Origin of the sequence: Parablautia muri (genome assembly GCF_009917485.1) — a bacterium.
Lineage (GTDB): Bacteria > Bacillota > Clostridia > Lachnospirales > Lachnospiraceae > Suilimivivens > Suilimivivens muri.
The window spans coordinates 1-22,009 of record NZ_QZDT01000010.1; the positions used below are offsets into that span (position 1 = coordinate 1).

Sequence of the window (22,009 nt, forward strand, 5' to 3'; positions counted from 1 at the left end):
ATCTCAGCGGCAAAATCGGTAAGATAATGAAGCTGAATGGACGCATACGCCGTATGGATTCCATGATGATAAAATCCGGTAAGCTTTATAGAGACTATGTAGCCAACCTGGAAGAAACCGTTGGCAAAAATGGCTCTGTAGTGACGGATTATCAGTTTGATAAAAATACACATACAGATAGCTATTTCCTTCAGGAATCGCTTTCACAAATGGAAAAATCCCAAGAAAAAATCATTCTGGTTACAGATGGCGGTTATGATGGCCAGGACAATGCAGCTCTCGCAAAAGAGAAGAATGTCAGGCTGGTAACTACCGCATTGATCGGTAAAGAAGCTCCGGATGCTTTGGCTGATGTGGAATTCAATGAAGATGGCACCCGTCTCTTGAAATGTACTGCAGGACATGAACCTATAAGCCAATCTTATACCAAAACAACAAGACAATGCAGAGTTTCATTTGACCGAAATCATTGTGTCGGCTGTCCATATCAGGATCAGTGCCGTCCCAAGATCTATAAAAAAGTTGCTACGTTTATCACCTCAAAAAATGCATCTAACAGAGCAAAAAGCCAGAGATATATGCAAAGCGAGAAATTCGGCAATTTAGCGAGGTTAAGAAATGGTGTGGAAACCATTCCTGCCAATATCCGAAAGAATTACCATCTTGACAAACTTCCAAGAGCGAAACAACGGGGTAAATTCTTCTTCGGCAGCAAAATAGCAGCTTTAAATTTCAGGAAACTCTTTGGATTCCGAAAGGGTTTAGGGAACTATGCCCAGAATCCGGTATTAGCGTAGATATAAGCCAGAAGTGCGCCAATGATTCTAAGCTAATGAAGCCTCTTATGGCATATATACTGTAAAATATTAAATTTTCAAGGTTCATGTGGAGGTTCAAACATAGAAAACACTATGTTTTGCCCCCAGCATCATGACATTGAGAATACATAGTAACCTGCATCAATATATTCCCCATTCACTTTTGAGTGATGGATAAAATACGTGTTGCTGTCTTCACCACGAATAAACCCAAATCCCCTATCATGGAAATATCTTGTAACCTTACCGTACATCATTTATCATCTCCCTTCGTGATTATGATCTGAAATTTGTTATGGCTATGAAATCGCTGTTTTAAGTTGGATAGGATTGTTGTTATGAGTTGCATTAGAATGCCCCTGTAAGGCTCTGTGAGGCTCATATAGGCGTTTTAGAAGTAGTTGTGCAGATTTATGTGATTATTGCTAAACCACATAAATAAGTCCTTTATCAATCATGTATTAATACGACTGATAAAGGACTTATTTAGATGTCCTAACAACATATTTACTTGTCACGATGTACAGAATTTCTCCTTTCTCCTACGATTTTAAATCGAACCATATGTTAGATTACTTTTTTGATTACTCACATTTAAAAATCCTGTAAAATCAAGACATAAAAACCTGCTAACAAAAGTCAAGACTTTTTAGCAGGTTTTTAAATAAATTTGGGGTATGAATTTTTCCCACGACAATTAGACCGGTGGAAAATCCGGTCTGCCATATCCTCTGTTTTAGTTCTTTTTACTTCTGGTATACTTCCATCACACGTGCATAATAAATCCTAAGGAATTTATTTAATCCCGCTATTTTTGCTGCACGTTTCGATTTTCCTTCTTTTTCTTTCTTCAAGATAAACCTATACACGGCTGCGTCTTCTGGCTCTTTATGTGTTTTCAGGCATCTCATCACTTCATATCCGATCTTTCGCCGGCTGGAAGATCCTCTCTTGGATATTTTCTCTCTGTTCCAATGAACTGCCCTGATTGATATGGGGGCGCGTTGATTCCTGCGTGGGCTATCAGGGCTTTTCCGCTATGGAATCTTCTCACATCCCCAATCTCTGCAATCAATTTGGGCGCAAGGACATTTCCAACACCTCCCATTGCCCTGACAACCGGATATTCCGGCAGACTCTTGGCTAATGCCTGCATCTGTGTTAGAATAGTCATTAGAGTGTTATCGACTTCTCGTAACACCCGTACTGCCTCCTGTACCAGCATTTTGGTCGATGGGGTATCGGAGGATACTGTGGGGATGCCTTCTTTATGCCAGCGCATAAATCTTGACGGCTTTATCCTGGCTCTGGTGGTATCCCTTCTCTTTTGCCCATTTCAGATAGCTCTCTATAAACTGTTCCTCCGGTTTCTTCGTGATATTGTCATAATGCCAGTATTCTTCCGCAAAATCCCCCAGCTTATCTTTCCCATTTGTTTCATTCCAGCCTTTCAGCAGCGTTTTGATCCCAGGCATCGTATAGTCCAGAAGATGAGTCAGTTCCAACACGCTTTCCACACGCATCCGCATAAAGTGACGGTACTGCCTTCCCAAAAGCTTCAGCTCCGCATAGACGCTTTCTTCTGCCTCATAGTTCTTCAGCCTGTACCAATGGTCAATCCCATAGTTAGAGATTGTAATGGCATCCTGCTTATCTGTTTTCACACGCCTTAGTCCCTGGCAACGGTATTCCTTCATTTCAAATGGATTGACCACTGCCACAAACAGCCCCTTTTCTTTCAGATAGCATAATACAGGCAGATGGTAGTTCCCGGTGGCTTCCATAACTACACGAACATCACCATTCAGACGCAGCAGCATAGAAGCCAGTTCGGATAATTCTTTCTCTGTATGATAGACTTCAAAAGGCCTGCTCACGATCTCACCATACGGTTTCAAGATACATATGGTACTTTTTTCTTTTGACACATCAATTCCTACACTTATCATCTGTAACCTCCAAAATAAATCTGTAATTGTCCCATCCACACTTATTACCACTCATTTTAGTTCGTTACACGAAAACACCTTACGGGTTTCAACCTGCTTAAACGACTGCTTATAATAAGGGGTGGTTGACGGTTTTTATGACGGATGTGGTTAATCCAAAAAGCGCCTCGCCAGACCAATTACTCCCTTATCATAAAAAAATAAGTGCAGAAGGTAAAGCACTGATGAAATGCTTTATCCCTTACACTTATATGGTACTAAAAAGCGCGAGACGGGACTCGAACCCTAAAGCGTCTGAAAAAGCCCATAAAATCAAGGAGGAATGCGCGTTGTCTTCAAACTGTCTTCAAAATGAAGACACCTTGAACAGGATATATAAGCCAACCGAGATTGTATGAATAAGACATAGCGTGTCAAGGGGCAAGCGAAGCGATACGCCGTAGGGCAACCCTTGACACAGCGGACGGGGGCAAGCAGAATGGAAAAAGAGGGAATGAAAAGACGCACCATCTTTCATTCCCTCTTGATTATATTTTTATGCCGCCTTGTTGTAATCAATAATCATAACTTCACTGATAATTTTTTCTGCCTGTTTGCTTAATTTTTCAATTTCTTTCATAGTTGCCATTGAAAAAAATTCCTCGCCGCATTGGGAACATTTTTTACATGGAACATTTTTCACAATCAAGATACCGTTTTCTAATTTTTCAACATAGATTGTTGTTGCTTCAATCATATGATTACTGCCACAAGTAAAACAATTCATATTTAACGCCCCTTTCTTGTTTTAAAGTCCGGCTCCCATTCGTCAATGCTTGGATAGTATGCGGTTATTATATGCAGATTGATATTATCGCTTGCAACAACTACATGTAAGTATTTGTCGTTTATTGACATTCCCAATAATAAGCAACTGGGGAACGGTTTATCATCTTCATATTGTTTTATGATTTCGCCTTGCATAATGACTTTTATAATACTGTCTGAATCAATATTTCTTTCCTTACACCGTTTTATAACATGTGCAGTCATTATAATAGTATCGTCTGTACACAGCTTTCTTAAATCGTTGATAAGCAGAGCCACTTTCTCACCTACTTTCTATAAAATATTATATCACATTTAAAATAGGAAAGTAAAAGAAAATTAAAGTCAGGATAAACGGTACAGTTTATTCTATTTGAAAAATATAACCCCTTGCTAATTTTATGCAGGGGCGGTATAATGAATAGCGAGATAGATAATAAAAGGCAGGATGTAGGGAACGCCAATTCCCTACACCCCTATGCAGGAGACCTAACCTCCCACACAGCATATAATGCGCCAAATCCAGTATAGCGAATTTTCCGAACTATTGCAAGGAAAATCTAATGCGTACTTGGGTTCGTGGTGCTGTATTTTCAGCGGTGTAGGAAAGAAAAATCCTGCACCGCTTTCTTATTGTTTATCTCGGCAGATTCACAGAGGGGCGTAAATATATGCCCCCTCTGCTGAACTGTTCGGGTACATGTCTGATCCAAAAACCAATCAGACTCATGCAAAGAATAAGGAGGAATAATGACAGGAAAAGAAAAACGATGAAAATGGCTGCTATGATGATGGCTATGACTATGGTAATGGGAAGTGCAATGACTGTACATGCGAGCGAGGACGGCTGTGCAAGAGATGAAGGCGCATCAGCGTGGGCAGAAAATGAAAGCGTAGGCTTTGACGACACAGATTCCAACGATTCCAGCTCCAGCTCTGACAGTGGCTACAGCGAGCCCAGCGAGTCCTACGACAATGGTTCCTACGACAACGGCTCCAGCGATTCTGGTAGTTACGACAGTGGTTCCAGCGACAACGGTAACAGTTCCAGCAACGGTGGAAACAACTCCGGCGCGTCCTACAGCGCACCTGCAAAGAGAGCTCCCGCCTCCAACACTGGCATGACCGGCAAAGAGCAGTTCAGGGCGCTTGCAAAGAGCGGCAAGGGCTCCTATAAGGTAACGCACAAGGGTCAGACCATCGCAACATTCTGGCTGGTGGACGCCGAGGGCAAGTCCGTGAGCTGCACGGCAGTAGCTTTGAAGCAGAGAACTGACGGCAAGTGGGCTATCGACTTCCAGGTAACCGGGAAAATGGCAGAGGGCACGAAAGCCGCTGACACTACCGGCTTGACCATCGGCGCACCCACAGACAGGACCTACATGTACACCGTGCTCGGCGTAAGCTATGTGACCATCAATGACGCGGTAATCATCGACATCGAAGCAGAAGCGGCGCAACAACAAAAAAGATAGAATAAAAAAAGAGAAGACTCTCACTATTATTAGCAATTTTTTCAACGGTTATCGGAATTTCTATTGCGAACACCGCGCCCAATCTTGGTTTTGCCCGCGCATTAGCAGGGATGATGTACCACATTACATTATTTTTCTTTGTGCTTGGCATACTGGCGGCGTTAGCCGCCCTATGGATAGCTGTAAAGCAGTCGGAAGCGGACAAGATTAGGATAATGATAAGGAAAAGGCTGTTTTCATCCGAATATGGAAATCCTTTGCACTTACAAGAGAGTGAACGGCTCCCGAAAATCAAATGCTGGGAAACCGAACAGGGGATATTTAAAATTACGATAACAACCACATGCTGTACAGCTAATGAAATCCGAGAAATATCTTCAAGCGTCAGCGCGGCATTAAACGGAAAATACGCGCAATATGCTGTGACAGAAACATATGTAGAAACGGCTTTCAATTTGGTTGGTTTCCGTATTGAGAATGTGAAGATTGACCGAAGCATCACTGTACATTCAGCAGATGCACTAAAACCGAATGAGCATACAAAGCTGATTGTACAAAAAGGCACATACATTGACCTTACAACGTCCGGCAGTATGCTTTTTGCGGGAAAAACCCGTTCAGGTAAAACAACGGGTGTTATTTCAATCCCAATGCAAGCCTTGACCGCGGGGCGTGACAATTACGGCTCTCAACTCTGCATTATCGACCCGAAACAGGCAGAATTAAGCCGCCTCCCCCATACGGCAACATTGGACGAAGACGGCGAAGCAAGAGGGATTTTGGAAGCATTGAAACAATTTGCAGATGCGATAAAAGAGCGTCAATGTGTGCTAAATGAATTATCAGAGGAAAAAAGGAGATGCTGTGCATTGGTGGGAAGCAAATTTCCATGTTTCATTCCTCTTTATAGATGAATATGTTGCGCTAAGAAGCATCTTCCCGAAACGTGCGGCAAAAGAGGACGGCGGCTACAATCTTGCTGAATTTGACGCACTAATTAAGCGGATTGTCACAATGGGGGCTTCGGCGGGCTGTTATGCGATTATATCCATAGCGGAAGCATCCGTTGACGAGGGCGGTCTTCCCGCAATGCTCCGCTCCGCTTGCAGTACTAAAATACTGTTTAAGCCCACTTTAAACGAAGGGCGTTTGCTCTGAGATTCCGAAAAGTTAAAGGATTTGCCACAGCGTGTTTATAACGCTGGTGATGCTTGGTTTTCAAGCACAGACGGCATACATGATAATGTGTCCTGTGTGCATTGCCCCCGGATGGACTTCCCTGTCTACCGCGAACTTGGCAGACTTTTAGAGGCATATTATAAAGGGTAGATAACCGCAATGCCCGCCGTATGAAATAAAGGCGGGCATTGCGTACAGTGTCAGTGCCAATTTATCCCCAACCCCTTTATTTTGCCGTGTTTGGGCTTGTTATACCACGGCAAACTGTGAGTGTCACAGTGCCAAAAAATAAAAAGAAACACTCAGAAATCAACAAAAGGAGTAACACCGTTATAAGCAAAAATCAAACCTTGCGTGTGATGTACGAACAACAGCTTGCACATCTGTCCGTAAATTCCATGGATGGGCTGATTAAACTTATCGAAAATAAGTTACGTCCTAAACGGTATGCGGTGATACTGCATGACAAGGACACGGACGAAAAAGGGAAGCCCGCCGAAGCCCATATACATCTGATGCTATCCTTTGAAAATGCCCGAAGCATTAACAGTGTAGCCAAACTCTTAGGCTATAAAGCACAGTATATCGAAGCATGGAAAGGCGATTCCAATAACGGATATGCGTACCTTATTCACGCTACGGATAACGCAAGGACAAAACACCAATATGCCATATCAGAAGTAACTGCAAATTTCGACTACTCCACACTTATGAAAAAAGTAACCGCCGAAGTCAAAAAAGCTGATACATACGGGGATGCTGCTAAAATAAAGACATTTCTTAATCTGCTATACATAGGCGCAATTTCAAAAAGCGAAGTCGAGAAGCAACTTAGCGGAGCACAGTACGCAAAAGCCAAAAAGCAGATAGAGGATGTATATGCAAAATATCTTAAAAACCACGCGGAAGAATGGCGCAAACAAATGATAGAAAGCGGTAAGGCAATTCGCGTCATATGGATGTACGGCAAAACGGGAACGGGAAAAACAAGTTTTGCCAAAGAATATGCTAAAAAAGCGGGTAACGGACAACCATTTTATGTTGCCGGAAGTAGCCGTGATATGTTCCAATCCTACAAAGGCGAACATATCATTATACTTGACGAGCTTCGCGCACAATCCATACCCTACAATGATTTGTTGCGGGTATTAGACCCTTTCGGCATAGGCGCACAGGTATACGCGCCCTCCCGCTTTTACGATAAAGCATTGGCGGCAGATTTGATTATTATTACTACCCCTACAACCCGATTAATTTTTACCATGAAGTTTTTGGGTATAAACCCAACCTTATAGATAGCTTTGACCAGTTACGCCGCCGGATAACACTAACAATCAATATGACAGATACGGAGATACTTGCGGCAACTTATGACAGTAACAAACAATGCTATGTTACAGACCCCACAAGCAGTCGCCCGAACCCATATTCAGAGAAAAACCGCCCGCCTATGGTAATTAGCGCAGAGGATATATATAAATCCATGTTTAAAGGAAAAGTTGTTATCACAAATGCACCCATATAAAATTACAGAGCCAAAGTCAGAAAATGGACGGTGGCAGACGTATTATAAGGATGCAGACGGGGAAAGAAAAATCCTCCGCGCACAAACAAAAGACGCGCTATTGGAAAAACTTATCCCGATTTATTTTCAGGAATCGCACCTTGACAAGTTTACTTTCTCTGATTTGTTTTTGGAATGGTTGGAATACAAGAAAACAGTTACCGACAGCCCTAACACGATTAAGCGGCACGAACAGCACTATAGGCGTTATTTTGAAAAGTCACAACTGCATACTATGCCAATCCGTCAGATTGATACGCTGTTACTGGAATCCGAATGCAACCGTCTTATGAAAGAATACAGTATTTCAAGAAAAGAATGGAACAATGTAAAAACCATTCTGATAGGCTGTTTTGAATATGCAGTTCGGAAAAATACATCACAGACAATCCAATGAATGATGTAAAAATTATCGTAAAGTATCGGCAAGTAGTGAAAAAAACAGGAAAGACCGAAACATATAATACGGAAGAACTGGAAAGCCTGAATAAATATCTTGATAAAATGTATGCGGAAACAGAAGATACGGTTTTCTTAGCCGTCAAAATAAATTTCCTGTTAGGCTTGCGGGTTGGCGAATTAGTAGCCCTCAAATGGGAAGACTGCAAGGAGCAATCACACCTCCATGTTGTTCGCGAAGAAGTCAGGAATCAGGAAACAAATCTTTATGATGTGGTGGAGCATACAAAGACTAACCGTGACCGTTATGTGATACTTGTTCCTAAAGCGGTAGCTATTTTGGAAAAAATACCGAAACAGGGCAGTTATATCTTCATGAGAAACGGGGAACGAATCACAGCAAGGCAGATAGCCTATGTGTTGGAAAAGTTTGCAGAGCGTCAGGGAATGACGACAAAAAGCACTCACAAAATGCGAAAGGCCTACGCAAGCAACCTGAACGCAAACGGAGTACCGCTTGACTGCATCCGTGAGATGCTCGGTCATAGCACTCTTTCAATCACACTTGGATATATATACAACCCGCTTACAGAATCAGAGACATACAACCTCATAACAAAGGCTTTATAGACTGTCTTCAAATTTGCAGACACAAAAAATAACGGAAACGCTGTATTTTCAACGTTCCCGCACTTTTAACAAGAGCGCGAGACGGGACTCGAACCCGCGGCCTCGACCTTGGCAAGGTCGCGCTCCACCAACTGAGCCACTCGCGCATTTATTTATCCGTTCGAACCGGACAAATATTACTATACACTATGCTACATATTTTGTCAACTCATTTTTCAATTTTTTTCAAAAACTTTTTTGACCGTTCAGCCTTCGGCTTCACTGTTATGAAATCTGCCCATTCCAAATCGCCTTCAGCAAGGGCAGATTTCCTCTTGGTCCAATTTACACATTCCATGGAATGTATTCTCACGGGCTTTGCGGCAAATGCAAAGCTCTGGGCCGAACTGTTACAAGACTTTTCTCTTTTTATTCTCCAACCCTGTCTCTGTATTTCACGCGGTAAATTCTTCTAAGCGATTCATTAATCCTTTCCTCTGACAGGGTGTTATCCTTTACCGCATCTAACACGCCATTATAAGCTGTTTCATAATCCTCCGGCATCAGAATCATGTCTACACCTGCCTGCAATGCCATAACTGCCGCCTGATCCGGCGTAAAATAATCTGTGATAGCTGTCATATTCATAGCATCTGTAATGACAATCCCCTGATATCCCAGCTGTCCTCTTAAGAGTTCTGTTACCATCTTTTCCGAAAGGGAAGCCGGCGTGGTATCTCCTGTAACCTGTTCCGCGGATAGGTGGCTAACCATCACAAAATCTGTCCCGGCTGAGATGCCTGCCTGGTACACAGGAAAATCTATCTGCGTGAAATCCTCTAATGTTTTTTCGGTACTGGCCATTCCATCATGGGTATCCTTGCTGGTATCACCCAGCCCCGGAAAATGCTTCAGGCAGGCGCTCACATTTTTACTTTGAAGTCCCTCCACCAAAGCTCCCACCATGGATGCTGTCGTATCCGTATCTGTTCCAAAAGAACGTTTTCCAATCGTTGTATTTCCATCCGTAATCACATCGGCTACCGGAGCAAAATCCATATTAAATCCATATTCTGCAAGATATCCCCCTATTGCCTCCCCGGCCTCCCGCGCTGCCGCCACATCTCCATTGCTTCCAATATCCGCCATATCCCCTACATTATCTGCAAGTCCACTACTCGCAACTCTGCTCACCGTTCCGCCTTCTTCATCCACACCCAAAAAGAGAGGATATGTGCTCCAATTCTTGGTATTTGTCAGCATTTCCGTAAGCTGGTCTGCACTTTGAATATTTTGGGCAAAATAAATAAGTCCTCCCACCGGACGTTCTATAAGCTTTTGCTTCGTGGTATCTCCCGCTTTCAGCACCTTGTTTGTATCTGTAAGGGCTTCCGGTGTGATCATAAAAAGCCCCGCCACCTTATCCTCAAGTGACATTGCAGCAATGCAGTTTTCAACGGTTTCGCTTAAATAATCTGTCTCCGCCTCAGGCTGTGTAAATTCCTCAGGTGCTTCCACCATTGGCTGTTCCTCCTCATCCTGCGCCAAATCTTCTATTTGCTGTTCTTCTTCCGCTTCCTTTTTATCATTGAGAACCGCTATCATTTTCTTTACCCCCAAAACACCTCCCATTACCAGCCCAATTAAGAAAATTGCAAGAACAATATAAGAAATAATCTGGTTTCTGACCCTTCGCTTATGCCTATATATTTTTCTCTCCATTTCTTCACTGCGTACTTCATTCTTTCCCATCTTTATACCCCCTGCATATCGCAAGCGCGGCTTGCGATACTGCCACTAATAAAGAGTTTGGAAGTTTACTTCCGAACTTATCCTGCATATACCGCAAACTACAACTTACAAATTATTCTCTATAAGCACCTAACCCGCGTTGCGTGACTGTGTTTGTTAACTTAAGGTAAGCCCGCACTGCGTACTGACCGTTGTCTCTCTATGATATCTCCGACAGCTTAATACATTTTATTATAATAACTTATTTATATCGCAATTTCTACCCAAATTTTAATAAATTTCCATTAGGGCCAATTATAGGCCTCTGTTCCAATATCCCGTCCGTTTTCTTACTGGCAGCACATGAAAGCGGGCATCAATTCCTCTGAATCAACACCCGCTTCTAAACTGCACTATCCAATGGCCTTTACCTCCTTTAATTTTTGGATAAATACCAATATTCAGTTTTACTTTTTTCTCTTTCGTACTTTTACCTTTTCTCTTTTGTACGGATGTACTGTAACGTCTGTTCTTTCTTCTTTTGAAATTCGCTACTTCTTCTTCTGTACTAAATACGAAATCGAAATTCGCTTTCTTTGGTACTTAACTCTTTTGTACTTTAAAAGCTTAACCTTTCACATTTCTGTTATCTAATTAGATAACACATCTTACGTTTTTGGCGGTCCGTACCTCCTTTTCTTAAGATTATCTATGTGAATTTGTTTTATGAGTTTATTATAGCATGTAATATTTATTTGTCAACACATTTTTTCAAATTTTTATATATTTTTTTATTTTTCTCTTATTAGCGCATTTTTATCTGATTAATTTACATATTTATCCAAATATTCTCATATTTTAACATCCTATGACAATCATTTCCTATTTTCATTTACCTATTCGTCAACAACCGTGTAGGCAACAGGGCATCAAACTTGCAGCGATGCAGAGCACACACTGCAAACGCTACACTGCTGCGGAGTATTCACCTTCGCGGCAGTCGCCAAATATCTATGAGATGCTTCGCATCTCTATAACCACATCTACTTGGCTCGTTGCGCGCGGGAATAAATATAGCTGGTTTCCATCCTTAATAGTAACCAGCCATACTGTACCCTTTCCTGAAAGTACTATTTAATAATTTCAAAATAAACTTTTTAAATCAAAGGATATTTATCTGTCAATTTCCTAACAATTTTTCTTGCTTCCGTAATTTTCTCCTCGCCGCCTTTGACAATCATTGCAATTGCCTCAGCAATCTGATCCATATCCTCCGTATTCATCCCACGGGAAGTCACTGCCGGTGTTCCAAGACGGATCCCGCTGGTTACAAAGGGAGACTTGGGGTCGTTCGGGATTGTATTTTTGTTTGCCGTAATATGTGCTTCGTCCAGCATTTTTTCAACTGCTTTCCCGGTAAGACCGTAGGTTGTAAGATCCATCAACATAAGATGATTATCCGTACCGCCAGAGACAATCTTAATTCCTCTGTTTATCAAGCCATTGCAAAGCGCCTGCGCATTATCAATAATATTTTTCTGATAGTTTTTAAACTCATCTGTAAGCGCCTCCTTAAAGCAGACGGCTTTCGCTGCAATCACATGCATCAAAGGCCCTCCCTGGATGCCTGGAAAGATTGCCTTGTTGAAATTGTACTTATCAGCTGCCTCCTGATTTGCAAGAATCAGGCCGCCTCTTGGTCCTCTTAAGGTTTTGTGGGTTGTTGTGGTAACAACATCTGCATAAGGAATCGGGCTTGGATGAAGGCCTGCTGCCACAAGACCTGCAATATGAGCCATATCCACCATCAGCACTGCCCCCACTGCATCTGCTGTTTCACGGAATTTCTTAAAGTCAATGGTTCTTGCATAAGCGGATGCCCCTGCTATAATCATTTTCGGCTTGCACTCAAGTGCAATTTCCATCAGCTTATCATAATCAATAAACCCATCATCATTCACGCCATAGGGCACAATCTTAAAATATTTACCGGAAATATTCACCGGGCTTCCATGGGTTAAGTGTCCGCCATGGTCTAAATTCATTCCCATAATTGTGTCCCCAGGGTTACAGATTGCAAACTGCACCGCCAAATTTGCCTGGGCCCCTGAGTGAGGCTGTACATTGGCATAGTCACATCCAAAAAGCTCTTTCGCTCTTTCAATAGCAAGGTTTTCCACCACATCAACACACTGGCAGCCTCCGTAATAACGTTTCCCCGGATAGCCTTCCGCATACTTATTTGTAAGTGGGCTTCCCATTGCCGCCATAACCGCTTTGCTTACCCAATTTTCAGATGCAATCAGCTCAATATGGCTGTTTTGCCTCTCCTGCTCCTCCACAATGGCCTGCGCAATCTCTCCGTCTACTTTTTTAACTTCATCAAGTGAATACATCCTTCTCCTCCTTGTATGATATTTCTAACCCTTCCTGTTCACTTTACAACGACATAAATCCGAATCATTATAGCATAGTCTTTAAAGAAATCAAACCTTTAACACCTTTTTTCTAAATCAATCCTATCCGATTCTGAAAAATATCCTAAGTAATCCTTAAGAATTACAAAATCTTGTAAAACTTCTTTACTCTAGCACAAAATACTGATAAAATAGGGAAAGATTTTTGAGGGGTAGAAAACAATGTATTATATTATCGTAAATCCGGCCTCTAAATCTGGTCAGGGTGCTAAAATCTGGTCTGATATTCAACCGATTTTAGAACAAAAAGAAATTGAATACAAGGTTTTCTTTTCAAAGGGAGTTGAACACATCATTAAGCTGGTGCGCGATTTGTCAACTTCCTTATTAAGGGCTGATTCTGATTTCATTTTAAAGCTGATTGTTCTTGGAGGGGATGGAACCTTAAACGAAACCCTTCAGGGAATATCTGATTTTACCCGTGTGCAAATCGGATACATTCCCACCGGATCTAGTAATGATATGGCAAGAGATTTAGGCCTTTGTCAAAATCCTTCCGAAAATCTGGAACGCATTTTATACTGCAATGAACCGCTTTTTATGGACTTAGGCTGTCTAACCTATAACCAGTCCGCCGAACAGTTATCTGACCGGCAATTCGACAAGCAGACTCTAAAACGTTATTTTTCTGTCAGCACCGGTATTGGATTTGATGCTGCTGTGTGTAAGGAAGCCCTTGCCTCTAAATTTAAAAATGTATTAAATAAAATAGGGCTTGGAAAGCTTACCTATCTTTCTATTGCACTCAAGCAGCTTTTACTTGCCAGAAAAATCGCGTGTACCATCACTTTAGATGACCATAAGCAGATTCATTTGCCTAAATTTTTGTTCATTGCCAGCATGATTCACCAATATGAAGGAGGCGGTTTTAAGTTTTGTCCGGGTGCTGATTTCAGTGATGGACAGATAGATATCTGTGCTGTGGGGAATATTCCAAAGTGGCTTATTCTTATAGCACTTCCGACTGCATTTTCCGGCAAGCATTATCGTTTTGAAGGAATTGACCATTATACTGCATCCAAAATTCATCTGGAAACTTCCGTCCCTCTTTGGGTGCACACAGATGGAGAGGTCAGTATGAAAAGCAGTTCCATCACCATAACCTGCGAACCAAAAAAAATACAGTTTTTGTTATAAACAGTTAAGGTTTACGTTAAATATATAATAAGGCAGGAATTAGGAGGGAATTTATTTATGAAAAAATATTATGAAAGGTACAAGCATGCTATACCGCTTATCATTTATGCAGCAATTTACTGCAGTTGGTTTGCCTATCTGGAGAAAAAGGTCGTCATACCTGAAACCATCATTCATATGAAAATGGATGATATCATACCTTTTTGTGAAGTGTTTATAGTACCTTATTTTTTGTGGTTTGCCTATGTATCGATAACCGTAGCGTATTGCTTTTTTAAAAACAAACAGGAATATTTCAAAACATGTGTATTTCTTTTTACCGGAATGACTGTTTTTTTGATTGTTTCCACGCTCTGGCCCAATGGACATCACCTTCGCCCTTACACAATGCCCAGAAACAATATTTTTACAGCTCTTATATCACATTTATATAGAATGGATACGCCTACCAACTTATGGCCCAGTATTCATGTTTATAATTCTATTGGCACCCACTTGGCGGTCATGCACACGCCATCTCTTGCCAGAAATAAAAAAATCCGCATAGGTTCCTTTATCCTGTGCAGTTCCATTATTCTTTCTACAGTATTCATCAAACAGCATTCTGTGTTTGATGTTCTGACTGCTTTTATAATGTCCGGCATTATGTATGTTATCGTATATCAGGCTGACATTGTTGCTGCCTGTCAGGCACACCGTCCAAGCTTAAAGCGTCGCAGAGTTGTTTAGCTGTTACGCTTTGCAGCACCGCAAAATGATACCCCGTTGCTTGCAGCGGTTGTTGACTAAATTACCCCCGCAGTTTTACTGCGGGGGATTTTTACGAAGCAAGATGCTGACCTCCAAAGCGTGGCAGCCTTGATGACACACATCTAATTAAAATTGAAAAAACGGCGGCATATCTTATATCCTTCCACTGAAATCCTCCTGCCGCTTCTGCCAGGCAGATTCATGCAGCTCCCTAAGAGTCCATATCTTAGCTTTCTATATAAAAGCCAATCCTTTTTCTTTAAATAATTCCACAGTTCTTTTTTCTTTTCCAGATTTTCTTTCATGCCCGAGCGTATCAATAATATAGAAGAAACCGTAGTTATAATATCCAGGTAGCTTGCCATATAATGATACATCTTTTTATTGGAGGTAATCTTGCTCTTATTTTCTATCATATAGTCAATCATCAGCTTATTCACCAGAATCTGCTGGTCAATCCTCCCAATCATAACATCCTCATTTACTGACTGGTCTACCCGGCCGATAAAATAGCGGTAAAAATTCACATCCAGATAGTACATATTTCTCACATAAGGCAATGGCTCAAACACATAGAGATTGTCCACATAAAAAGTATGCTCAGGCAGTTTAAGTCCACATTCCTTAAGCAGCTTCGTCCTAAAGATTACGGAATGCATCAAAATATACTGGCCTTTATGAAAGTGCTTGACATCCTCCCAGGTAAACATTTCATTCACCGGCAGTGCATGCTTATAGCGCATTACCTTATGCCTGTTTTGTCCGACCTTTTCATATACAAAATTACTCACAAGCATATCCAGTGTTTTTTCTCCGCCCGCAAGATTTCTAAGAACATCCAAAATCTGCACATAGGCCTCCTCTTTTACCCAATCGTCACTATCCACCACTTTAAAAAACAAGCCCTGCGCATTCTCAATTCCTGCATTGACTGCAGAACCATGTCCGCCATTTTCCTTATGGATTGCACGGATAATGGATGGATATTTTTCTGCATACCCGTCCGCAATTTTAGCTGTTTCATCCGTAGAGCCGTCATCCACAATCATAATCTCCACATCTTCCCCACCCTTTAGCAGTGATTCCACACATTTTTCCATATAAGCTGCTGAATTATAACAGGGCACCGTAAATGATAAAAGTTTCATCTCTTACTCCTTAAAATATAACTGTTCCGACAAGCAAAATCCTGCCTTACAGTTTCTTTTTTACACACATGTCAAAACTATTTCCACCTCCTATCATACCCAATTTACAGGAAAAATCAACTTAAGAAATTGTGAAGATAAACGCGATAGGCAGATGGAATCGGGTACTTGTCCCTTACCTGGTCTGGCTCTGCAAAAATCATACTGTCTTTATGCTTCTTTTCGGCCAGTTCATCCACTCTGACCGCATAACCAATCATATGCCATTCTTTATGTGTAAAAATATGTTTACTTGCCGGCAATTGTTCGATTTTAATAACGGATAAGCCTTCCTTTTTCAAATAAGCAAGTACCTGCTTATCTGAAAGGCAGCCCTCTAAGCAGGGAAATTCATACATACCTGCAAGTAAACCATGCTCCGGACGCTTTACAAGTGCAGCCCTCGTTTCATCTTTGATAATAAGAACCGTCTTTTCCTCCACCACTCTTGGCTTTTTGGGAGTTTTAAATGGAAATTCAAGTTCTCGCCTTTGTACATGCGCTGTGCAAAGCTTCTCCCAGGGACAACTCTCACAATAGGGCATGCCATTGGGGATACAGACAACTGCTCCTAATTCCATAAGTGCCTGATTAAAATCTCCCGGCCGCTCCTTTGGCATACTGCAAAGTAATTCCTGTTCAATCAAAACGCGGACAGCCGGCTGTGAAATATCCCTGTTGTCTCCCCTAAATCTTGACAACACGCGCAGTACATTGCCGTCTACTGCCGGCACCCTTTTGCCATAGGCAATCGAGCTCACTGCCCCAGCCGTATAGCTGCCTATCCCCGGAAGCTTGATTAGTTCGCTGTACTCTGCTGGCATTTCACCATCATATTCCTCCATAATAATACACGCTGCTTTTTTTAGATTCCTGACCCGATTATAATAACCAAGCCCTTCCCAGAGCTTTAAGAGTTCTTCTTCCCCGGCATCAGCCAAATGTGCTATATCAGGCAATGCCTCTATAAATCTGTCATAATAGGGCTTCACAGCTTCCACCCTTGTCTGCTGAAGCATAATTTCCGATATCCACACATGATACGGTGTTGCCTCCTCCCTCCAGGGTAAAACCCGTTTCCCTCTGTCATACCAGCTGATTAAAGGCTCCGCTGCAATTTCAAGCTCCGATAAGCGCACCGGTACCGGATTTTGAATTTCCATAGAATCAGGAGTAACTTTGCAATCATATGCAAGCACCTTGACACCAGCCTGCCTTGCTTCCATAAGAACATCTGCAAATTCTGGCTGGGTCATTCGGTTGGGTGTGAAATATTTAACATTTTCCATCTGAATTGCAAGAATAATACAGGCTCTATATCCTTCTTCAACAGCCTCCATAAGCTCTTTTACGTGCTTAACTGCGCGTTCAGAAGGCGCATCCGGAAACAATACCACATCCTCCTGCTCCAACGTAACGCCCTTGACCTCAATAAATACTTTGTCTTTTGGTGTTTCCACATAAAAATCAAAACGGGAATTATGATATTTTGTTTCTGGTTTAACCGATACAACATCTGGAAACAGACCGCCATCACGCAGCCATTCCTCCACTGCTTTATTGGGCGCCTGGGAATCCATATTAATTATTCTATTTCCTTTTTGGACGGCTACCAAATCATAGGCTGTGCTTCTGTCCGGATTAGGGCTTTTGTTTAAATAAACCTTTGCATCCTTTACCAGAAGCTCTTTACACCGTCCAGTGTTTTTCACATGCACTTTTTCACTTTTGCCACCTATATTTACATATGCTATAAATCTGTTTGGACGGCTCTCGAAGCGTCCTTCCCATATATCATCGTATCTCATTGTTCCCTCATGTTTTGAATTCCATAAAAAAGAAGCTTTTCGGTTGTCACCCTTGGACGCCAATTATTTCTTGCCTGCTCAAATTCAGAATACAGCGTGTACCACTGCCAGGTAATATCATATCCTCCATCTTCCTTTTGAAGCTTGTCTAATACTGCTTTCTCTGCATCTATCAGTGGCGCAATCTCAGGTGTGATAAACTCCAAATAGATGCCTGAGAAAATGTCAGATGGGACTGTTACATATTCGACACCATATTTAGCTATATCTTTGCAGATTATACTTCCAACTCTCTTTCTGATTAATTCCTCCAAATATCCAAGATCTATAATCTCGCCAATATTATTTTGAGTTAGCATCTCATACGCCAGTAAATAGCACTTTAATTCCTCTCCGCTTATATCTTCATGTTCCTCTAAATATTTCAGGCCTTCTTTTATAATATTCTTATACAATGTCGTTTCTTTCCCATAACAAACCATAAATGCAGCTAAGGATATAGTCGGATTAAATCCGCTGATTCCATCAGTATCATTTTTCTCCCACCAAATTGCATGTGGATAGTCCTTATTGCTTTCTATCGCAAACAGCCAGCGCTTTTTATCCTCATCAAAAGAATCATGGGAATCCAGATATTTTACGATTCCTTTTACCATTTCTGAATCTTTTATAAGAGCGCCCACACGAAAAAGAGTGATAATCGCATCATTGGTTGCAATTGGACTTGAATTTGGATTGAGGAAATCTGACTCAAGACCATTTCCGAACCCACCATCTTTATTTTGATAGTTTAATAGTTCAACACTTACCATTTGGTTTGATTGATTTTCAAAGTAATATTGATAGATAGCTAAATCGATCGGACGTGCATTTTGCAAAATAAACTGTTTTGCAGCTTTAATATTCATATCATCCTCCATACTTTTAGCAGCTCACAAATTATATATAAATGTATCTAAATATATATCAATTGCACTTTTATATTTTTAACGAACAGAAAATTATGGGTCCCGCTTATGCTCCTGCCTGTCATTCTGCTTATAAGGTACCCTTGCCGATAACACCACCTCTGAAGCAGGCGTTGTATGTACAGCCTGATCATCAAAAAAGATATGCGCACCAAAGGCCTTTAAAACATTGCGCTTCGTGATGCCTCCTAGGAAGAATGCTTCATCTATCCTCACATTCCACGCACGCAATGTCCTAATCACACGCTCATGGGCAGGCGCACTTCTTGCTGTGACAAGCGCTGTCCGTATAGGGGCCTGCTCCGGCGGAAATTCGTTTTGAATATCGGAGATGGTTTTTAAAAACTTAGCAAAGGGTCCTTGTTTTAATGGATTCTCCGCCTGCAGCCTTTCATTTTCTTCAAAGGCCTCCAAGCCCTTTTCCCTGAAAATCTGCTCTGATTCGTCCGAAAAAAGCACCGCATCCCCATCAAAGGCTATCCGTATCTGGGCAATCTCTTTCTGCTCGTGATAGCTTCTAATCTCATCACAGCAGATAATTCCCGCCGCGATCCCACAGTCAATGGCCGCCTGTACGTCCTCCTCGTCCGCCGATAAGTACAAATCTGTGTGAAAAGCCTCAAGGTAAGGGGTCAGGGATGCCCCGCTGGCTAATACCGCTCTTGAAATATTTAGCCCGTAATGCGCAATTGAATGAAAAACCCGCAGGGAAGTATCCGGACTGTTGTGGGACATAATGATAACCTCCACCCTCTCCTCCTGCCCTGGTATCTTATTGATATTAAGTAATGCTTCTATCAGGCGAAAACCATTCCCAGGCGCTAAAAGCTCTTTTTCGTGCTCCACCTGATATTTGCAGTAGGCTTCCACGCCCTGGGTGCGGAAAATCTCATTTTCCGTGCTCAGGTCAAATAACGCCCGTGAAGATACCCCTATAACCAGCCTGTTTTCTAAATGATATGCCATAATAATCCCCCATTCCTGCCAGCAATCTTCCCCCACAGTACAGGAACCATCATGGTATGTGCCAGTTTTGCTGCTGATAACATTACCGTTATCCAAATACCATTCTTTCATTTAAGAAATTCCGGATAAAGCCTAAATCATCTCAGACGTCTGCCCTCATATCTCTCATGGGTCATAAGGCAGTTTCTCAATTCCTCATAACGCTGCTCCACATCTCCATCTCCTACCTCTAAATCAGAAGCTATGGCCATGGTGGTAATCATTCCGTCTGTAATGCGGTGATGCAGCGCTGAAAGAATATTAAGGCGCTCCCGATAGGTTCCGGCATCCAAAAATTCCAGTACCAGTGGGTCAATATTAAATTCTTCCTGTTCCTCAGTATCATCTGTCACAGCATCCTCCGGCTTGTATACATCTTCTACGTCTTCCGTAACTGCTGTTATCGATTTTGTTTTTGTTTCTCTTTCTACTTCTTCCACTTCCATTGATGGTGTTATCGTTTCTTCTGCCTTTTCTCCTGCATTCCACGTTACTGCTACATTTTTTTCTATTGTTTCTTCTCTTTCCTCCAGAGGCTCGGGTTCAACATTCCCATGCGCAGGCATCCCAAGCAGTTCCTTTTGCAGCTCAAACCGGTATTCCTGCACTACATTCGGATATTGATTCCTGTCTACCTTTTCCACAAACATGGAAAGTGGTCTTACATAAACTTCATAATCTCCGTAAAGTGCCTGATAAACTACCATATTTTCCCCGGTTTCACTGTCTTTTGCCAGCGTTACTATTCTGTAGAGCTGTCCTTTAAAATGCCTGTAAAGCTGTCCAGGTACTGGAATATTCGACATAGTTCCCTCCTATTCTGCCGCACAAATATGTGTGTCTGTAAATGTTTTCTCATTTTGCACAACTATATCAATTATAATCCCAGATTTGCCTGTTGTCATGCTTCTTTTGTAATATCTGTCTAATGAAAATAAACGTTGCAATTTTCTACAAAGGCCCCTATACTCTGACACTCTGCCGCAAGCGCTCTTTTTTCTACATGACCCAAGACCTCTATTTTTTTATGATGAATTGCCACCGTATAACTTCAGACGCCGTCTTCCTGCACAATACTACTCATTGTGACGCCACTGTTGCAATAGCCCTTTTCTTCCAACAGCCCCCTTAACTCACTCTCATATTCCCGTTCCAGGATGCGGTAACTTAATTCCTCTGTTCTGTTTAACTTCTTATCAAGACAACGCACTGTACCGGAAATACAAAAAATTATCATGGCAGCCAACATAACAATAACAGCCGTTGTACCCAAAAATCTCCCTGTATTTTTCAAATGACTTTCCTCCTATCTTTTACTGTACGACCACTCTGCAAGGCTTATCTTTAGTATAAAGAATCATATGTACAATAAAAAGGACTCTGTCAATTCGGAGAATAAAATTATCCGCTCATAGTAACATTTGGGACGATATTCCAAGTTTCGCATCGCAAAAATCGCCCCTCACACCTGAATCACGTTCTCACGGAATGCACAGTAAATGTGCATTCCTGACCCGTGAAAAGTAACCTGAACTGTTGCAAATTGATTCCCGTGACTGCAAATATAATAGATTTTAAATTTTGATTGTGCTATACTGTTTATAACTTAATAACCAATTTCAAAAATGAAAGAGGCACCATTGCCAAACGATGCGGAGCAACATTTTCATATTTTAATCAGCAAGAGGTAAACATGGTACGTGAAGCTGAAAAAGAAGATTTAAAGGAAATATTGGAATTATATTTATGTCTGCATGAGGAATCTATCCCTGAGGAATCCGAACATTTATTTCATACCTGGGAACAAATTATACACGATGAAAACCACCATCTAATTGTTAATATAGTAGATGGCAAAATCGTATCTTCTTGTGTATGTGTGATTATCCCCAATTTAACGAGAAGCGTACGTCCATACGCTTTTATAGAAAATGTGGTTACCCACACTGCGTTCAGAGGACAGGGGCTGGCATCGGAATGTTTAGCGTATGCAAAGTTAATCGCAATTCAAAACAACTGTTATAAAATGATGCTGCTTACAGGGAGCAAGGATGAAAAAACATTAAATTTCTATAAGAATGCAGGATATAACAGCAGTGATAAAACCGCCTTTATTAGATGGCTTAACAAAACTTAACTTGATGGA

At 41.6% G+C, this 22,009-nt stretch carries 21 protein-coding genes, 1 tRNA gene and 1 pseudogene; 10 read left to right on the forward strand and 13 right to left on the reverse strand.

All coding sequences use genetic code 11. The annotated features are described in order from the left end of the window. Positions 1–53 precede the first annotated feature (53 nt). Positions 54–797, forward strand: a complete 744-nt coding sequence (locus D5281_RS08325; RefSeq protein ID WP_277935244.1) for a transposase — start codon at positions 54–56, stop codon at positions 795–797. A 131-nt stretch (positions 798–928) separates the two neighbouring features. Here the strand turns inward: D5281_RS08325 and D5281_RS08330 are convergent, their stop codons facing one another. From D5281_RS08330 to D5281_RS08345, 4 genes and pseudogenes are all read right to left on the reverse strand, one after another. After that, a complete protein-coding gene (locus D5281_RS08330) occupies positions 929–1,075 on the reverse strand; it encodes a cold-shock protein (RefSeq protein ID WP_277935245.1) in 147 nt (48 codons plus the stop codon). A 489-nt stretch (positions 1,076–1,564) separates the two neighbouring features. Next, positions 1,565–2,767: pseudogene (locus D5281_RS26910) on the reverse strand (IS110 family RNA-guided transposase). Positions 2,768–3,302: 535 nt separating this feature from the next. Beyond that, positions 3,303–3,533, reverse strand: a complete 231-nt coding sequence (locus tag D5281_RS08340) for a type II toxin-antitoxin system MqsA family antitoxin (protein ID WP_120435726.1) — start codon at positions 3,531–3,533, stop codon at positions 3,303–3,305. A 2-nt stretch (positions 3,534–3,535) separates the two neighbouring features. Further along, a complete protein-coding gene (locus D5281_RS08345) occupies positions 3,536–3,799 on the reverse strand; it encodes a DUF4258 domain-containing protein (protein WP_160559755.1) in 264 nt (87 codons plus the stop codon). A gap of 446 nt (positions 3,800–4,245) precedes the next feature. Here D5281_RS08345 and D5281_RS08350 point away from each other — a divergent pair, with 446 nt between their 5' ends. The 6 genes from D5281_RS08350 to D5281_RS08375 all read left to right on the forward strand — a co-directional run bounded on the left by D5281_RS08350 (position 4,246) and on the right by D5281_RS08375 (position 8,821). Continuing rightward, entirely contained in the window at positions 4,246–5,049 is an 804-nt protein-coding gene (locus D5281_RS08350) for a hypothetical protein (RefSeq protein ID WP_160559709.1), read from the forward strand. Positions 5,050–5,159: 110 nt separating this feature from the next. Then, positions 5,160–5,963 (forward strand): FtsK/SpoIIIE domain-containing protein, encoded by an 804-nt coding sequence (locus D5281_RS08355; protein WP_160559710.1) that lies wholly within the window; start codon positions 5,160–5,162, stop codon positions 5,961–5,963. Then, a complete protein-coding gene (locus D5281_RS08360) occupies positions 5,914–6,207 on the forward strand; it encodes a hypothetical protein (RefSeq protein ID WP_160559711.1) in 294 nt (97 codons plus the stop codon). Before D5281_RS08355 ends, D5281_RS08360 begins: the two co-directional genes overlap by 50 nt. A gap of 299 nt (positions 6,208–6,506) precedes the next feature. Beyond that, a complete protein-coding gene (locus D5281_RS08365) occupies positions 6,507–7,523 on the forward strand; it encodes a Rep family protein (RefSeq protein WP_160559712.1) in 1,017 nt (338 codons plus the stop codon). Between the two features lie 216 nt (positions 7,524–7,739). Beyond that, positions 7,740–8,189 carry a hypothetical protein gene (locus tag D5281_RS08370; protein ID WP_160559713.1) on the forward strand — a complete coding sequence of 150 codons (450 nt, stop codon included), beginning with the start codon at positions 7,740–7,742 and terminating at the stop codon, positions 8,187–8,189. Further along, positions 8,186–8,821 carry a tyrosine-type recombinase/integrase gene (locus tag D5281_RS08375; protein ID WP_160559714.1) on the forward strand — a complete coding sequence of 212 codons (636 nt, stop codon included), beginning with the start codon at positions 8,186–8,188 and terminating at the stop codon, positions 8,819–8,821. The genes D5281_RS08370 and D5281_RS08375 overlap by 4 nt, the downstream gene beginning before the upstream one ends. A 73-nt stretch (positions 8,822–8,894) precedes the next feature. Here the strand turns inward: D5281_RS08375 and D5281_RS08380 are convergent. The 3 genes from D5281_RS08380 to D5281_RS08390 form a co-directional block, all read right to left on the reverse strand. Then, a tRNA-Gly gene (locus D5281_RS08380) sits at positions 8,895–8,967 on the reverse strand. Between the two features lie 262 nt (positions 8,968–9,229). Continuing rightward, complete coding sequence (locus D5281_RS08385) at positions 9,230–10,552, reverse strand: glycoside hydrolase family 3 protein (RefSeq protein WP_277935246.1); 1,323 nt, start codon at positions 10,550–10,552, stop codon at positions 9,230–9,232. Between the two features lie 1,136 nt (positions 10,553–11,688). Next, a complete protein-coding gene (locus tag D5281_RS08390) occupies positions 11,689–12,927 on the reverse strand; it encodes a serine hydroxymethyltransferase (protein WP_160559715.1) in 1,239 nt (412 codons plus the stop codon). A gap of 243 nt (positions 12,928–13,170) precedes the next feature. Here D5281_RS08390 and D5281_RS08395 point away from each other — a divergent pair, with 243 nt between their 5' ends. Together D5281_RS08395 and D5281_RS08400 are read left to right on the forward strand one after the other, a co-directional pair. Beyond that, positions 13,171–14,145, forward strand: a complete 975-nt coding sequence (locus D5281_RS08395; RefSeq protein WP_160559716.1) for a diacylglycerol/lipid kinase family protein — start codon at positions 13,171–13,173, stop codon at positions 14,143–14,145. Positions 14,146–14,202: 57 nt separating this feature from the next. Beyond that, positions 14,203–14,874 carry a phosphatase PAP2 family protein gene (locus D5281_RS08400; protein ID WP_160559717.1) on the forward strand — a complete coding sequence of 224 codons (672 nt, stop codon included), beginning with the start codon at positions 14,203–14,205 and terminating at the stop codon, positions 14,872–14,874. A 143-nt stretch (positions 14,875–15,017) separates the two neighbouring features. Here D5281_RS08400 and D5281_RS08405 read toward each other — a convergent pair whose 3' ends face one another. From D5281_RS08405 to D5281_RS08430, 6 genes are all read right to left on the reverse strand, one after another. Next, positions 15,018–16,043 (reverse strand): glycosyltransferase family 2 protein, encoded by a 1,026-nt coding sequence (locus D5281_RS08405; protein ID WP_160559718.1) that lies wholly within the window; start codon positions 16,041–16,043, stop codon positions 15,018–15,020. A 116-nt stretch (positions 16,044–16,159) separates the two neighbouring features. Then, positions 16,160–17,890, reverse strand: a complete 1,731-nt coding sequence (mutY, locus tag D5281_RS08410) for an A/G-specific adenine glycosylase (protein WP_160559719.1) — start codon at positions 17,888–17,890, stop codon at positions 16,160–16,162. Beyond that, positions 17,887–18,798: a hypothetical protein gene (locus tag D5281_RS08415; RefSeq protein ID WP_160559720.1), complete on the reverse strand. Its 912-nt coding sequence runs from the start codon at positions 18,796–18,798 to the stop codon at positions 17,887–17,889. Before D5281_RS08415 ends, mutY begins: the two co-directional genes overlap by 4 nt. 93 nt (positions 18,799–18,891) lie before the next feature. Next, the gene (locus D5281_RS08420; protein ID WP_277935247.1) at positions 18,892–19,935 is read right to left on the reverse strand and encodes a 5'-nucleotidase; all 1,044 of its coding nucleotides are present in this window, start codon (positions 19,933–19,935) and stop codon (positions 18,892–18,894) included. Between the two features lie 26 nt (positions 19,936–19,961). Beyond that, entirely contained in the window at positions 19,962–20,669 is a 708-nt protein-coding gene (locus D5281_RS25530; RefSeq protein ID WP_277935248.1) for a DUF1653 domain-containing protein, read from the reverse strand. A gap of 245 nt (positions 20,670–20,914) precedes the next feature. Further along, positions 20,915–21,157 carry a hypothetical protein gene (locus tag D5281_RS08430; protein ID WP_160559721.1) on the reverse strand — a complete coding sequence of 81 codons (243 nt, stop codon included), beginning with the start codon at positions 21,155–21,157 and terminating at the stop codon, positions 20,915–20,917. Positions 21,158–21,556: 399 nt separating this feature from the next. On the opposite strand from D5281_RS08430, the gene D5281_RS08435 reads away from it, so the two are divergent. After that, positions 21,557–22,000 (forward strand): GNAT family N-acetyltransferase, encoded by a 444-nt coding sequence (locus D5281_RS08435; protein ID WP_160559722.1) that lies wholly within the window; start codon positions 21,557–21,559, stop codon positions 21,998–22,000. The last annotated feature ends 9 nt before the right edge of the window (positions 22,001–22,009 follow it).

Coding starts and splice junctions, on each gene's coding strand:
- D5281_RS08325 (WP_277935244.1), top strand. CDS start 54: ATGGATTCCATGATGATAAAATCCGGTAAGCTTTATAGAGACTATGTA.
- D5281_RS08330 (WP_277935245.1), bottom strand. CDS start 1,075: ATGATGTACGGTAAGGTTACAAGATATTTCCATGATAGGGGATTTGGG.
- D5281_RS08340 (WP_120435726.1), bottom strand. CDS start 3,533: ATGAATTGTTTTACTTGTGGCAGTAATCATATGATTGAAGCAACAACA.
- D5281_RS08345 (WP_160559755.1), bottom strand. CDS start 3,799: ATGACTGCACATGTTATAAAACGGTGTAAGGAAAGAAATATTGATTCA.
- D5281_RS08350 (WP_160559709.1), top strand. CDS start 4,246: ATGCCCCCTCTGCTGAACTGTTCGGGTACATGTCTGATCCAAAAACCA.
- D5281_RS08355 (WP_160559710.1), top strand. CDS start 5,160: ATGATGTACCACATTACATTATTTTTCTTTGTGCTTGGCATACTGGCG.
- D5281_RS08370 (WP_160559713.1), top strand. CDS start 7,740: ATGCACCCATATAAAATTACAGAGCCAAAGTCAGAAAATGGACGGTGG.
- D5281_RS08375 (WP_160559714.1), top strand. CDS start 8,186: ATGAATGATGTAAAAATTATCGTAAAGTATCGGCAAGTAGTGAAAAAA.
- D5281_RS08385 (WP_277935246.1), bottom strand. CDS start 10,552: ATGGGAAAGAATGAAGTACGCAGTGAAGAAATGGAGAGAAAAATATAT.
- D5281_RS08390 (WP_160559715.1), bottom strand. CDS start 12,927: ATGTATTCACTTGATGAAGTTAAAAAAGTAGACGGAGAGATTGCGCAG.
- D5281_RS08395 (WP_160559716.1), top strand. CDS start 13,171: ATGTATTATATTATCGTAAATCCGGCCTCTAAATCTGGTCAGGGTGCT.
- D5281_RS08400 (WP_160559717.1), top strand. CDS start 14,203: ATGAAAAAATATTATGAAAGGTACAAGCATGCTATACCGCTTATCATT.
- D5281_RS08405 (WP_160559718.1), bottom strand. CDS start 16,043: ATGAAACTTTTATCATTTACGGTGCCCTGTTATAATTCAGCAGCTTAT.
- mutY (WP_160559719.1), bottom strand. CDS start 17,890: ATGAGATACGATGATATATGGGAAGGACGCTTCGAGAGCCGTCCAAAC.
- D5281_RS08415 (WP_160559720.1), bottom strand. CDS start 18,798: ATGAATATTAAAGCTGCAAAACAGTTTATTTTGCAAAATGCACGTCCG.
- D5281_RS08420 (WP_277935247.1), bottom strand. CDS start 19,935: ATGAAAGAATGGTATTTGGATAACGGTAATGTTATCAGCAGCAAAACT.
- D5281_RS25530 (WP_277935248.1), bottom strand. CDS start 20,669: ATGTCGAATATTCCAGTACCTGGACAGCTTTACAGGCATTTTAAAGGA.
- D5281_RS08435 (WP_160559722.1), top strand. CDS start 21,557: ATGGTACGTGAAGCTGAAAAAGAAGATTTAAAGGAAATATTGGAATTA.